General features: G+C 67.5%; 12 protein-coding genes. 2 read left to right on the forward strand and 10 right to left on the reverse strand.

The genetic code is table 11. The features are described 5' to 3' along the window. Positions 1-150: 150 nt before the first annotated feature. The 3 genes from BLU38_RS32025 to BLU38_RS10655 form a co-directional block, all read right to left on the reverse strand. Positions 151-924 (reverse strand): LysM peptidoglycan-binding domain-containing protein, encoded by a 774-nt coding sequence (locus BLU38_RS32025; RefSeq protein WP_197680073.1) that lies wholly within the window; start codon positions 922-924, stop codon positions 151-153. A 638-nt stretch (positions 925-1562) separates the two neighbouring features. Next, positions 1563-2747 carry a DNA polymerase III subunit delta' gene (locus BLU38_RS10650; protein ID WP_091524168.1) on the reverse strand — a complete coding sequence of 395 codons (1185 nt, stop codon included), beginning with the start codon at positions 2745-2747 and terminating at the stop codon, positions 1563-1565. 61 nt (positions 2748-2808) lie between these two features. Then, complete coding sequence (locus BLU38_RS10655; RefSeq protein ID WP_091524172.1) at positions 2809-3480, reverse strand: TetR/AcrR family transcriptional regulator; 672 nt, start codon at positions 3478-3480, stop codon at positions 2809-2811. A gap of 131 nt (positions 3481-3611) precedes the next feature. Between BLU38_RS10655 and BLU38_RS10660 the strand changes: the two genes are divergently transcribed. Beyond that, positions 3612-4271 (forward strand): hypothetical protein, encoded by a 660-nt coding sequence (locus tag BLU38_RS10660; protein ID WP_091524175.1) that lies wholly within the window; start codon positions 3612-3614, stop codon positions 4269-4271. 70 nt (positions 4272-4341) lie between these two features. Here BLU38_RS10660 and BLU38_RS10665 read toward each other — a convergent pair whose 3' ends face one another. The 6 genes from BLU38_RS10665 to BLU38_RS31670 all read right to left on the reverse strand — a co-directional run bounded on the left by BLU38_RS10665 (position 4342) and on the right by BLU38_RS31670 (position 11514). Then, positions 4342-4782, reverse strand: a complete 441-nt coding sequence (locus BLU38_RS10665) for a hypothetical protein (protein WP_091524178.1) — start codon at positions 4780-4782, stop codon at positions 4342-4344. Between the two features lie 193 nt (positions 4783-4975). Further along, positions 4976-5182: a hypothetical protein gene (locus BLU38_RS10670; protein ID WP_091524181.1), complete on the reverse strand. Its 207-nt coding sequence runs from the start codon at positions 5180-5182 to the stop codon at positions 4976-4978. 16 nt (positions 5183-5198) lie between these two features. Then, the gene (tmk, locus tag BLU38_RS10675; protein WP_091524184.1) at positions 5199-5840 is read right to left on the reverse strand and encodes a dTMP kinase; all 642 of its coding nucleotides are present in this window, start codon (positions 5838-5840) and stop codon (positions 5199-5201) included. Further along, complete coding sequence (locus BLU38_RS10680) at positions 5807-7204, reverse strand: hypothetical protein (RefSeq protein ID WP_091524188.1); 1398 nt, start codon at positions 7202-7204, stop codon at positions 5807-5809. The genes tmk and BLU38_RS10680 overlap by 34 nt, the downstream gene beginning before the upstream one ends. Next, positions 7201-9942: a type I DNA topoisomerase gene (gene topA, locus BLU38_RS10685; RefSeq protein ID WP_091524192.1), complete on the reverse strand. Its 2742-nt coding sequence runs from the start codon at positions 9940-9942 to the stop codon at positions 7201-7203. The genes BLU38_RS10680 and topA overlap by 4 nt, the downstream gene beginning before the upstream one ends. Before the next feature lie 72 nt (positions 9943-10014). Beyond that, positions 10015-11514 carry a DUF7059 domain-containing protein gene (locus BLU38_RS31670; RefSeq protein ID WP_231920280.1) on the reverse strand — a complete coding sequence of 500 codons (1500 nt, stop codon included), beginning with the start codon at positions 11512-11514 and terminating at the stop codon, positions 10015-10017. Between the two features lie 946 nt (positions 11515-12460). Here BLU38_RS31670 and BLU38_RS10695 point away from each other — a divergent pair. Next, positions 12461-12853, forward strand: coding sequence for a TIGR03618 family F420-dependent PPOX class oxidoreductase (locus BLU38_RS10695; protein WP_091524196.1), 393 nt, complete (start codon positions 12461-12463; stop codon positions 12851-12853). Between the two features lie 241 nt (positions 12854-13094). Here BLU38_RS10695 and BLU38_RS10700 read toward each other — a convergent pair whose 3' ends face one another. Continuing rightward, positions 13095-13994 (reverse strand): siderophore-interacting protein, encoded by a 900-nt coding sequence (locus tag BLU38_RS10700; RefSeq protein WP_091524199.1) that lies wholly within the window; start codon positions 13992-13994, stop codon positions 13095-13097. Between the last annotated feature and the right edge of the window lie 32 nt (positions 13995-14026).

Consider the following 14026-nt stretch of genomic DNA (forward strand, 5'->3'; position numbering starts at 1 on the left):
CCGGCCGCCGGAGCTCGAACTCATACGACAAAGCGATCGCCTAGGAGTGTAGGACGCAAGCAAGGGCGCGCCCGACGGGCACGCCCTTGCTGTGCTGGGTGCGTCGTCGCTGATCAGACGATCAGCGCGATGTCCCGGGTGATCTTCGGATCAGAGCTCGATCTTGGCGCCGGCCAGGATCACGTTCGGGTTGGAGATCGTGCTGGAGTTGATGCTCCACAGAGCCATCCAGCCACCCTCGACGTTGTGCTCGGAGGCGATCGAGGCCAGCGTGTCACCGGACTGGATGGTGACGTACTCGCCGGTGCCCTTGTAGGAGTGCTTCGGCAGGGCCGGGGTCGACTCGGAGGAGTAGGTGCCGGTGCTGCGCTGAGCGGTGTAATTGCTCGAACCGTTGGAGCCGGACTCGTTCGAGCTGTAGTTGCTCTGGTTGTTCGAGCTGTAGTTGTTGCTGGACTCGTTGTTCGAGCTGTAGTTGTTCGAGTTCGAGCCGTTGGAGTCGTTGTTGGAGCTGTAGTTGTTCGAGCTCTCGGAGTTGCTGTTGCTGGAGTAGTCGCTCGAGCCGCCGGAGTTGGAGCCGCCGTTGGAACGAGTCAGGCCAGCCTTGGCGCCACAGACCGGCCAGGCGCCCGGGCCCTGGGTCTTCAGCACGTTGCGGGCAACCCGCTTCTGCTCGCTCTTGGAGGCGTTCGACGGATCGCCGGAACCGCCGTTGGCGTTCCAGGTCTGCTGGGTGAACTGCAGGCCACCGGAGAAGCCGTTACCGGTGTTGGTGCTCCAGTTGCCGCTGCTCTCGCACTGCGCGACCTGGTCCCAGACATCTGCATGCGCCGGGGTTGCGGTCATCAGGCCGACGCCGGCGGTGAGAGCAACAGCCGCTCCGGCAGCACCCACAACGCGCTTGGTGATCTTGGAGTTGGACAAGTCCTCTTCCCTTTCCTGACGTGCGCCTGGTCGATGTGGCCTGCGTACGGGCTGTCAGGCGCCCTCCGCGTGCAGAGCCAGGACCGTGCGTCCCGACGCCGCCACCACACCGTGTGGACCCGACCTCGGCTGTGTCAGCCGACCCCCGCCGGTTCCACCCCCGCCTTGTCGCCCGGGACTCTCCCGGCATCCGGCAACCCAGTCGGGTTCGTACCGGACGGCTCGACGTCGGCGGGAACCGGCGCACGCTGAGCACGTGTCGACCACATGTCTGATGCGGTCGATCTCCTCGCATCCGCCGCGCGATCACCGTTGATAACGTTTTGGCTACGAAGCAGACATCACCGTAGGAAGTGAATCGAGCTTGTGCAAATCCCGGCCGCCATCAGAGAACGTTCGCCCGCGTCGAAACTCAAAGCCGAAGCTCAGTTTCTGACTAACGCGAACACAACGAGTGGCGATATCAGGCGGAATGAACCTCAATCTCGCCCAAACTGAGAGGCTGAGGAAAAAAGTCCGTCGCGAGGGGCTGTCGCAGCCGCCTGAGCGGGCCATACCGCACCCAACACGCCGGGCACAACCGCCGAGCGGTGGAACCCCGTTGCGCATCTACCGACGGTGATCATCGACAGGGCGAATCAGCCTTCGACCAGACCGATCATCATCGCTTCCACCGCCAGCAGTGGCGCGACATTGTTTTCCAGCGCCTCCCGGCAGGCCAGCAGCGCATCGATCCGGTGCAGGGTGGATTCCGGGGTCGACCGGCGGGCATGGACGCCGATCCGCGGCGCCAGCTCGATGTTGACCAACGGCGCCGCACTGCCGGTCTGCACGCTGAGCACGTCGCGATAGAACGCGGTCAGCTCGGTCAGCGCACGGTCGATCGCGTCCCGCTGCAGTCGCTTGCTCCGCGCCTTCTGCTGGTCGGCCAAGTCCTTCATCGCCGCCTGTGCCTGCTTGGGTTTGGCCCCCTTGGTGCCGAAGCCGAGCGCCTGCTCCAGCTCGGCCTTCTCCCGGGCATCCAGGTCGGCGGTAGTGACGCCGGCCTCCTCGGTGCAGGCCGCGATCAGATCCGCGGCCGCCTCCAGGCAACCACCCAACCCGGTCAGCCGGTCGGGGATCTGCAGCACCCGCTGCCGACGCTCCCGCGCCTCCGGGTTGCGGGCGAGCGCCCGGGCGCGGCCGATGTGGCCTTGCGAGGCGCGGGCCGACTGATCGGCGAGCTCGGGCTCGATCCCGTCCCGCTGTTGCAGCAGCCCGGCGACGGCGGCAACGGTCGGGGTGTGCAGTTGCAGGGTCCGGCACCGGGACCGGATGGTGACCACGACGTCGTCGGCGGTCGGCGCACAGAGGATCCAGACGGTCTTCGCCGCGGGCTCCTCGACGCTCTTCAGCAGCGCGTCGGCGCCGCGCTCGGTGACCCGGTCGGCATCCTCGACCACCAGCACCTGCCGCCGGCCCAGCGTCGGACTCATCGCCGCCCGCCGGACCAGCTCACGCACCTCGTCGACACCGATCGACAGCTGCTCGGTCCGCACCAGGGTGACGTCGGGATGCGCACCGGACAGCGCCGTACGGCATTGCTGACACTCTCCGCAGCCACCGTCCGGGCACTGCAGGGCCGCAGCGAACGCCCGCGCAGCGTTGGACCGGCCCGAGCCGGGAGGGCCGGTGATCAGCCAGGCGTGCGACATCGCGTGCGAGCCGCCGGCAACCGCGCGCTGCAGGGTCTGGACCGGACGCTCCTGGCCGACCAGATCGGTCCAGACACCGGTGAGCGGGGAGCCACTCGCGGGCAGATTCACCTCGGTCGCCGACGTCATGGGTCGATTCTGCCTGCTCCCGGTGACATCGGGCGAGCCGACCGCGGGTCAGCCCCTGGCGTCAGTCCGTCAGGCCGAGCTGTCCGGCCTCACGCTCCACCACGGCCTCGTACAGGTCATCGGCCGGCTCGAAGGCTCCGACGAAGTGTCCACCGAGCTCCAGCCCGATCGTTCCGATGATCCGCCCGAACGCCGCCAGCAGGGCGAGCATCACCGGCTCGTCGATCTCCAGAGCGAGGGCGTCGGCGGTCTGCGCGAGCTGCCCGCGCAGCGCCCGGCCGTGCACCTCGGGCTGGCCGTCGACCCAGTCGGCAACCGATCGGCAGAAGGCGCTGTACACCCGCACCGCCGGCTCGACGGTGGTCTGCGGGGCGCGGTAGCCGGGGATACTGGTGCCGTAGATGAGCCCGTACCGATGCGGCTCCTCCCGCGCCCAGTCCCGCAGCGCCCCACAGACATCCCGCCAGCGGCGTTGCGGCGAGCGGCGCGGCCCGGTCGCCTCCTCCAGTACGTCGGCCAGATCGTTGTAGGCGTCGGTGATCAGCGCCGTGATCAATTCGTCCCTGCTGGCGAAGTAGCGGTAGATCGCGCTGGACACCAGATTGAGCTCGCGGGCGATCGCCCGCAACGAGAGCTCGCCGGCACCGGATTCGGCCAGCTGCTGCAGCGCCAGGGTCTTGATCCGGCGCAGCGTCTCCTCGCGCGCCAACTGTCGTGGGGTCGGTCCGGCCATCGCCCCATCTTCGCGCAGGCGATCAATAATCACAAATGTGAGCGCCGCTCTTGTATAGGCGTCGGCGCCGTGTCATGCTCACTTCAGAGAGCACTGCTCTCATCCACTGGGGGACGAAAGGTTTGTTGATCATGAATGAGCAATCGCCAGGACGACTGGCTCGCTACAGCTCGATCGCCCTGTTGATCATCGCGGCGGTCGCCTTCGCGGCGTATCCGATGTTGCGCGGATCCGGATCCGAGGTCGGCCTGGCCGGCGCCCGGCTGTACGCCCGACCTGCCTGGCTGCTGGCCCACCTGCTGGGCATGATCGGATTTGTCACGATGGCGGTCGGACTGGGTCGGCAGGACAGGCTGGCCGGACGGCTGGCGCTGACCGGAGCGATCCTGGTCCTCCCCTACTACGGCGCCGAGGCCTTCGGACTGCACGCGCTCGGACTGGTCGCGCTGGCCACCGGTGACCCGGGCATGATCGCGGCGGCCGACACGTTCCGCTATCACCCCGCAGCGATCACCGTCTTCGCCGCAGGTCTGCTACTGCTGGCCGGCTGCGGTGTCCGCCTGTTGATCATGATCCGTCGTCCGGGCTCGATGCCCGTTCGCGTCGGGCTGGTGGTCACCGGTGTCGCGCTGATCGGCTATCTGCCGCAGTTCTTCACCCCGATCGAATTCCGCATCGGTCACGGCATCCTGCTCGGCGTCGGGCTGGTATTGCTCGCGGTCGCCGCCCTCCGCCGCACCGACACTGCCTCTCGTCCGAGCTCCCGGACACCCGGCCCTGAGCGACGATGACCCATGGCAGCCGCACGGACCGCAGGTCCGCGGCATCGTCGAGCCGGGTGTTCCGCGCCGCCCGGCTCGCTCAGGAGACCCCGGTGTCGTAGCCGTCGCAGTTGTCCCCCGGGATGCTGGCGTATCCGCGACAGATCTTGATGTAGACGTGGTGCTGCTCGGGCACGTCGTACTTGCCGCTGTCACCTTCCCGCAGGTTGTAGCTGTGGTAGGGCTCGGTCAGGACGAAACGGTCGCTCTCGATCTTGAGATCCGGACCGGGATCACCCATCGCCGCATACGTGACGTAGGCGACGGCCGCGTCGCCGTCGCCGGGTGGATTCCAGACCTTGAGCGTCTCGCCCTCTGGTCCGGTGTGGCTGAAGAATGCCTTGTAATCCCCGTGTGCAACCCATTCGTTGGACGAATCCGGAAGGTCGGCGTTGCTGGTCGGTGCGGACGCCCACAACATTCCGGGTGATGCAACGGCGGCCGCGGCGCCGACCAACAGGAGTTTGGTGCTTCGTCGCATGTCGCGTTTCCTCTCGTCGTATGAATCGCGGCAGCTGCCGCGGTCATTCGACGTTGTCATGCGAGACGATCACTACCCGGCACCTTTCGAACAGGATCGAAGGGCACGCCAGATCCGATCAGCGCTGCGACCTCCCTGTTCGGCGATTGGCCGTCGACCAGCGCTGTCAGACGGTGTCGAGGTCGGTGACACGTCAGTCCATCAGCGGCAAGTCGGCCAGGATCTGTTGCAGGGCGATGATCTGACGAGGAATGAACTCGCCCACCGTCAGCCCGACGACGTCGACCACAGCGCTGACGTCGGCCACCACCGGGCAGACTTGATCACTGCTGAGCCCACCCGCTCGCTGGACCTTCGAACCGACCACGTAGCCGCGGCGCACCACGACGAGCTCAGACACAGGTGATGCAGCTTTGCTAGACCAACAGCGTGGCGACCCGCTCCCGTACGGCGGCAGCGATCGCGTCCCGCTCGTCGCGGGCGGCCAGCACCAGGTAGTGCTCGGGGTCGCGGGCGGCCAGCGCCCGGAAGCGGTCCCGGGCGGCGAGGTGGAAGCTGTCGCCGGCGGCCTCGATCCGGTCCTTGTCGGCCATCCCGCCGACCAGTTCGGACGGTTCACCGTCGAGCAGCACGGTCAGGTCGGGACGCAGATCGTCGGTCGCCCAGCGCGCCAGTTGCTCCAGCTCGGTCGGATCAAGATCACGACCGCCACCCTGATAGGCCAGCATCGAGTCGACGTAGCGATCACAGACCACCACCTCGCCGCGTTCCAGCGCCGGCCGGACCACCGCGGACAGGTGATGGGCCTTGTCGGCGGCGTACAGCAGGGCCTCGGCCTTGGGTGCCAGATCTCCGGTGCTCGGCGACAGCACAATGCTGCGGATCTGTTGCCCAGCAACGGAATCGCCCGGTTCGTAGGTACGCAGGAACGCCCGGCCCTGGCCGGCCAACCAGTCACAGAGCAGCCCGACCTGGGTGGTCTTGCCGCTGCCGTCACCTCCCTCGAACACCACGAACAGTCCGGTCACCGTTTGCCCTTCCGCATCGCCGTGCTCCAGTCCTCGAGGAACTCTTGTTGCGCCTCGGACATCCGCTGCCGATGCCGTTGATAGCTGCGACCGAGCTCGAAGGCCGTCGCAGCGCCGACGAATCGGGACTCGTGTTGATCATGCTCGGCCTGCTCGGCCTCGGCGCGTGCGGTCAACAGCAGCTGGACCGCGGGCCGCAACCGACGGGCTTCCCGACGATGCTTCTTGGACACCACCATCCGGGTCAGATGGGACAGCCGGCTGACCTCCTCGGCAGCCACCGCCGCGTCGGCCCACATCGAGCCGGCAGACTCACCGGTCAGCCGGCCGGCGACGATGATCAACTTCTGCACGGCGTCGTCCAGCAGGCTGATCAGCGTCTCCGCCGCGGGTAGATCGGAGGAGTTCGGGTCGACCCGTGGCCCCCGGACGGCACCGACCAGCAGGTCGAGCAGGTGCAGATACCGTTCACGGCGGAGCACCGACCGCAGCCGACCCTCCTGGTCGCCGTCCTCCACGACCACCTCGACCAACGCACCGGACAGCCAGCCCAGCTCTTCGTCCAGCTCGACCAACCAGTCCGGCTCCAGGGCGCTGGCCAGACCGGTCAGCTCGGCGCGCAACCCGGTGACGGCACGGGCCAGTTGATCGGCGGCCGTCGTGGCGCCGGACCGGCCGGCGAGGTCGGCGGTGACCAACTCCAGCAGCCGGCCGGCCACCACCGACTCGATGAAGTTCTCGAAGCCCGCGTCGGGTTCGATCGGACGCGGGGCGGGATAGTCGGTGAGCCCGGTGGCCGGGGTGCCGATCCGCTGCGCCAGACTCGGGAACTCCTCGACCAGGGTGCCGCCGCTGGCTTCCAGGGCACCGATCAGCCACTCCTGTTGGTTCGACTTCAGCCCCGCTGGACCGGCTTCGATCCGGACCTCCCGGAAGCGGGCCGTGGTGACCCCGCCACGGCGGACGGTGACCCGGTCGTCGCGCAGCACCGCGGTCGGTTCGTCGCCGCTGCGGAATTCGAAGGACTGGCGTTGATGACTGATTGCCGCGACCGGGCCGAGCGCACCCCGACGCCGGAACGGCATCGTCAGGTCACTGAGCCGTTCGGGGAGATCACCCTTGCCGAACGGCTCGACCAGTTCGTCCGGCAGCAGCGGATGCCAGCTCGGGGCTCGCAGGTACCAGTCGCCGCGCCCTTCGATGACCCGATGCGCCAATTCGATCCCGGACCGGATCAGCCGATGGTCGGCGACGTCCAGCAACGTGACCTCGGCGGCGTACGCAGCGTCCCGGCCGGCTCGGGCCACCGGTCGTGGCAGCCCGAGCTCGACGTTGTCCAGTCGTGCAGGTTCGGTCGTGTACGGCAGGTCGAACCGCCACACCTGCGCGGTCATGAGCTCGATGAGGAGCTGCCGGCCGCCTTCTTCGCCGTCGTCTTCTTGGCCGTGGTCGTCTTCGCGGCGGCCTTCTTGGCCGGAGCCTTCTTGGCAGTCGTCTTCTTCGCGGCGGTCTTCTTCGCCGTCGACTTCTTGGCTCCGCGCTTCTTCGGCGCCGGTCCCTTGGCCCGCTTCTCGGCGAGCAGTTCTGCGCCCCGTTCGGCGGTCATCGACTCCACCGAGTCGTCCCGGCGCAGGGTCGCGTTGTATTCACCGTCGGTGACGTAGGCGCCGAACCGGCCGTCCTTGATCACCATCGGCTTGCCGGTCGCCGGGTCGTCACCGAGTTCCTTCAGCGGCGGCTTGGCCGCTGCCCGACCGCGCTGCTTGGGCTGGGCGTAGATCTTCTCCGCCTCCTCGACGGTGATGTCGAAGATCTGTTCCTCGCTGGTCAGCGAGCGGCTGTCGGTGCCCTTCTTCAGGTACGGGCCGTAACGGCCGTTCTGGGCAGTGATCTCGACCCCCTCGGCGTCCTTGCCGACGACGCGCGGCAGGTTCATCAGCCGGAGCGCCTGCTCCAGGGTGACGTCCTCGACGCTCATCGACTTGAACAGCGATCCGGTCCGCGGCTTGGCACCCTTCGGGCTGCCCTCGGGCAGCACCTCGGTCACGTACGGTCCGAAGCGACCGTTCTTGGCCACCACCTGATGGCCGGTGTCCGGGTCGACGCCGAGCTCGTGCTCCTCGCCCATCGGCTTGCTGAGGTATTCCCGAGCAAGATCAACGGTGAGCTCATCGGGCGGCAGATCATCGGCGACCGATGCCCGCCGCCCCTCGCTGTCCTCGACATAGGTGCCGTAGCGGCCGACCCGGGCGACGATCCCGGAATCAAGGTCACCGATCCCGAAGGTGGACAGCGCCCGGGCATCGATGTCGCCGAGCTCGGTGACCAGCTTGTGCAGACCTTCCTGATCGCCCCGGCCGAAGTAGAAGTCCTTCAGCACGGCGAGTCGTTCAAGATCACCATCGGCGATCTTGTCCAGCTCGGCCTCCATGCCGGCGGTGAACTGGTAGTCGACCAGCCGCGGGAAATGCTTCTCCAGCAGGGATGTGACGGCAAACGCCAGCCAGGTCGGGACCAGCGCCGAGCCCTTCTTGAACACATAGTCCCGGCTGGTGATGGTCCGGATGATCGACGCGTAGGTGGACGGCCGGCCGATGTTCAGCTCTTCGAGCTTGGCCACCAACGACGGCTCGGTGTAGCGGGCCGGCGGCTTGGTCTCGTGCCCCGAAGCAGTGACCTCCTCGGGGCGCAGCGACTGTCCTTCGGTCAGATTCGGCAGCCGGGTCTGTTGATCATCGGTGGCCGAGCTGTCGTCGCGGGACTCGACGTAGGCCTTCAGGAAGCCGTGGAAGGTGATCGTCCGACCGGAGGCGACGAAGGTGCAGGCCTCCCCCTCGGTCGGTACGGCGTTGATCTTGACTGTGACCGTGTTGCCCTCGGCATCCTTCATCTGGGAGGCGACGGTGCGCTTCCAGATCAGGTCGTAGAGCCGGAACTGGTCACCCTGGAGACCCGTCTGAGCCGGGGTCCGGAAGGACTCACCGGACGGACGGATCGCCTCGTGCGCCTCCTGGGCGCCCTTCACCTTGCTGGCGTAGATCCGCGGCTTCTCCGGCAGGTACGCGTCGCCGAACAGTCGCTGCACCTGGTTGCGAGCGGCGCTGATCGCCGAGCTGGACAAGGTGATGGAGTCGGTACGCATGTAGGTGATGAAGCCACCCTCGTACAGATCCTGGGCGACCGACATCGTGCGCTGGGCGGTGAAGCCGAGCTTGCGGCCCGCCTCCTGCTGCAGCGTGGTGGTGCGGAAGGGTGCGTACGGGCTCCGCCGGTAGGGCTTGGACTCCACACTGGTGACCGAGAACGCACCGGACTCCAGCCGACCGGCGAGCTGCCGGGCGTTCGTCTCGTCCAGATGCAACAGTGTGTCGTTGCTCTGCTTCAGGTTGCCGCGATCATCGAAGTCGCGGCCCTGAGCGACCCGAGCAGCACCGACATGGGTCAGCCGGGCCGGGAACTGCGGCGGGTCGGCGGACTCGCCGGCGTCCAGCACGGCGTCCAGATCCCAGTAGGCGGAGCTGCGGAACGCGATCCGTTCGCGTTCGCGGTCCACCACCAAGCGGGTGGCGACCGACTGCACCCGACCGGCGGACAGCCGTGGCATCACCTTGCGCCACAGCACCGGCGACACCTCATAGCCGTAGAGCCGGTCCAGGATCCGGCGGGTCTCCTGGGCGTCGACCTTGTCGATGTCCAGGTCGCGAGGGTTGGCGAGCGCCTCGTTGATCGCGTTCTTGGTGATCTCGTGGAAGACCATCCGGCGCACCGGGACCTTCGGCTTGAGCTCCTCCAGCAGGTGCCAGGCGATCGCCTCGCCCTCGCGGTCGTCGTCAGTGGCCAGCAGCAACTCGTCGGCGCCGGTCAGCGCCTGTTTCAGCTGCTTGATGGTGCCGCGCTTGTCCGGCGACACGACGTAGATCGGCTGGAAGCCGTCGTCGACGTTGATCCCGGTCCGGGCCCACTTCTCGCCCTTGTACTTCGCGGGCACCTCGGAGGCGCCGGTCGGTAGATCCCGGACATGCCCACGGGATGACTCGACGACGAATCCGTCGCCGAGATAGCCGGCGATCGTCTTCACCTTGGTCGGCGACTCGACGATCACCAGACGGTGTCCGGTCCCGTTTGCTGCCACTGCGTCCTCTCTCCTGCGACCCCTGTGGTCGCCGGTGTTCAGCTCTCTGGTGTCTATATATATGGGGTGCGGTCAAACCGCGTGTTCCGTCCCCGCTTCGACGAGCAGATTGTCCACGATCAGCCGACGGATCTGCGGCAGCATCTCATCGGCGAGTTCTTCGGCCTGCAGGCCGAGGATCGCCGCCACACCCCCGAAGATCTGAACCAGCGTCAGTTCCCCGTCACACGCCCCCAGCACCCCGGCGAGAGCGGTATCGGCGCGTACGGCTCGTCGGAATCCGCGCTGCTGACGCAACACGATAGCTTCTGGATCCGCAACTCCGGGCATCCCGACGGTTTCCTGTCGTACGTCGGGCGCCAATTGCCAGTGTCGGCTCAGCAGCTCGGCGTCGGTCAGCCGCTGTTCCAGGTCGACCGCGGCGACTCTGGCAGCCCAGGCGTGCCCGATCGGTTGCTCGACCGGGTGCGGCCAGTCCTCGATCGTCACCACCGGCTGCTCGCGGCCGGCGTTGGTGAACATCAACCACCCCATTCCGACCGACTCGATACCCAGTCGGTCGAAGTAGTCACACCAACGGCGATAGGCGTCGGCATATTCCGCTGCCCCGACCAGGCCGGCGTCGGCGAGCCAGATCTCGACGTACTCGTAGGCGTCCAACACCTCGCGGCGGACGATATGGGCGTCACAACCGGTCCGGGTCGCCCATTCGGCCAGCCGGTCCTGCCACGGCTGGTCGCGCAGTTGCGCCCAGTTGCCGAGCACCTGCAGGCTGCCGCCCGGGTTGAGTCGCGCGGCGCCCTCCTGCACCACCCGCTGCACCAACTCGTCGCCGACCAGTCCTGCCTCCCGGTAGGTCAGCCGGCTGTCCCCCGGCGGGGACATCACGTACGGCGGATTGGTCACGATCAGGTCGAAGGTTTCGTCCGGCACCGGTTCGTAGAGGCTGCCCTCGCGCAGCTCGACGTCGACCTGATTGAGCCGCATCGTGGCCGCCGCCAACTCCAGCGCCCGCCGGTTGACGTCGGTGCCGACGACCCGGTCGGCGTGCCGGGCCAGGTGCAGGCTCTGCACGCCGCAGCCGGTGCCGAGGTCCAGCGCGGAGCCGACGGGTTGGCGCATCGTCAGCTCGGCCAGGGTCATCGACGCCGGCGACACCCCGAGGACGAAGTCGTCGGCGACCGGCGTCATCGGCCCGTCCAGGCCCGGGGTCAGATCGGAGAAGATCCAGCCGGACGCGCCGTCGTCGCTGCCGTACGGTCGCAGGTCGACCAGCGCGCGAGCCTGATCATGATCGATCCGGACCAGCCCGGCGGTCGACAGTGGCTGCACCAGGCCCGGCAGCGCCGCGTCAAGATCATCCAGCGGTACGGTCGCCTGCAGCGGCCAGAGTTTGGTCAACGTCGCCAACGGACCATGATCATCGGCGATCGCGCGGCGGGCCGGGGTGGTGTTGTTCCGACCCAGCGCGGCATGCTCGGCAGCACCCACCAGCGCGACGATCGCGTCGACGGTGTAGTCGAGCTCGGTGAACCGTTCCCGGAGGCGGCGAAGATCATCATCGGCTAGCACGACGACATCGTGACACAATGCGGCTCCGGCAGCCGACCGGCTGCTCCTCCCGCCCTCGCGTGCACCCGGACACGGTGGACAGGAGGCGGATGCGGCCCGTGGTCGCCCAGCACTCGCTTCTGACCTTCGTCCTCGCGCCGGCAGCCTGGCGATCTTCGTTCCCACCGTGATCAGCCCCTGATCTCCGACACGGCGCCGGGAAGCATGGGCACGTCGCGACCGAGCGCCCGCGACCTCGCGACCTCGGACAGTCGACCGAACTTTAGTGCTGCGTAAGGGAGCGGTCTCAGACGGTGAAGTGGGGGCGCGAACTTCGGACAGTCGACCGAATTTCCAGGCGGCGAGTGACCTGAGATCGCGAATTCTGGACACTCGGCCGAACTTCGCGGCGGCGTACGACGGCGGGCCCAGACGTCGGCGCAGCACACCCGACGCGAGCTGGACCGGACAGTACGGACGCGAATTCTGGACACTCGGCCGAACTTCCGGGCGGCGAATGGCGGTGGGGCGGTGAATACTGGACACTCGGCCGAACTTCGAGGTGGTCGACGTCGTTCCGATGGCTGAGGTGACATCAGTTGCACAGGGCCGAGACGTTGATCGCGACTCCGGAGTAGCGGTCGTCCTCAGCAACACCGCCCTTGCGAGTCGCGCGAAGACGCGGCGGCCGCCGAGGTCGCCACGTTGATCAACGACGCCGCCGATCTCGCGCCGTGGGGGCGGGCCGTACGAACGACAGATGGTGCCGACAGATCGCCGACCTCGAGCACCGACCGTCGAGGACGACTCAACGATCGGCGTCGCCGCAGCTCGGACTCGAAGGCATCCGGCCGAGTGCCCCGGGTCGGCACTGATCGCCGTGCTTACGGCCGAACTGAGTCTGCACCTCCGTGCCCCGACCATGATCACTGGGTCGGGTCCGACCTCCGCGCGTAGGGTGATCGTCATGGATCTCAGCGACGATCTGCTTCAGCTGCTGCGTGGCCCGGCGATCTGTTACCTCGCCACCACCATGCCGGACGGCTCGCCGCAGCTGACCCAGACCTGGGTGGACACCGACGGCAGGAACATCATCATCAATACGGTCGAGGGCTATCGGAAGGTCCGCAACATCGAACGGGATCCCCGGGTTGCCGTCACGATCGCCGACCCGGACCGCCCACACCGCTACTTCGCGATCAGAGGACGGGTGCTGTCGGTCAGCACCGACGGCGGCGTCGAAGGCATCGAGGCGCTCGCTCACAAATACACCGGACAGCCCTACTCGTGGCACGGCGGCCGTGATCAAGTCCGGTTGGTCCTGACTGTTGCGGCGGAGCGCATCCTCCCGCACGGCTGACCCGCCGGTCACCATGCGGTCGGCATCTGCGCACCCGGCGCCGAATACCGCGGGCTGCAAGGCCAAGTCCACACCCGTTCCGCAAACCCCGGCGACATCGCCCTCACCTGCTACCGAATCGCCCCGAGAACATCCGGTGAAGGGGCGATATCGCAACACCTACTGAGAAAACACCCATGAGGTGAGGGCGGCGCCGACGGCGGCTGGACACCAGCTATCGACCCATGGAACTCGTCCGAAGTCAGGCGAATTCGAGTTCCTGAACGACAACGGGATCGCTCAGATCCAGCCCGTCGGCCATCGCCTGGGTGTAGCGCCGGGCGGCATCCACATCGGTCTCGGTGTTGGTGCGGCCCGACTTCCAATAGGCGACGGCGTGCAGGTCGTCGCGGTGAACTCCCCAGTGATCACGGACAAAGCTGCGCAACGTCCGGACGACGCCCGCTTCGGCGGCGATCCAGGCCTGGATCCGACCTTCGGGTCGAGGTGTGGCGCGTACGGCACGTTCGAGTGGCGTGCCGTCGCCCCGACACGGCGGGGAGACGACCCATTCGATCTGAATCCCTTCCTGTGTTGGGATATCGACCCGGTCGGCCTCGGACTCGACCTGAAGGAAGACGGTTGCGTCGGTGCCCTTGCCGAATGACTCGATGATCGTTGCGGCGGCCGGCAGCGCGCTGGCGTCGGCGATCACCAGGTGGTGATCAACATCACCGACGGCGAAGTCGTGGCGGATCCCGGCCAGCCCGACGACATCACCCGGGACGGCGTGCCGCAGCCAGGTCATCGCCAGGCCGTTGGGGTGGATCGCGACGTCGAAGACGATGCGCGACGCGTCGGCGTCATACTCCCGGACAGTGAAGGCCCGGGCCACCGGCGGCTCGACACCGTCGGGCCAACTCGGCAGCCCGTCGGCGCCACGGGTCGGCAGCGTGACGCTGCCCGAACCGGCGGCCGGCAACATCAACTTGAAGGCGTCGGCGGGCAGTCGGGTGCGGTAGCCGGCGAGTCCCGCTCCGCGGATCGACGCCCGGACGAAATGCGGGGACCGTTCCCGAACGCCCTCGAACTCGACCTCACACAGGATCTGCGCATCGGCGGACCTCGCCAGTGCACGCAGCCCTTCACGAATCGACCCCATCGACCTCTCCTCGATCTACTAAGGGTAGCCTA

Source organism: Microlunatus soli (assembly GCF_900105385.1).
Taxonomy (GTDB): domain Bacteria; phylum Actinomycetota; class Actinomycetes; order Propionibacteriales; family Propionibacteriaceae; genus Microlunatus; species Microlunatus soli.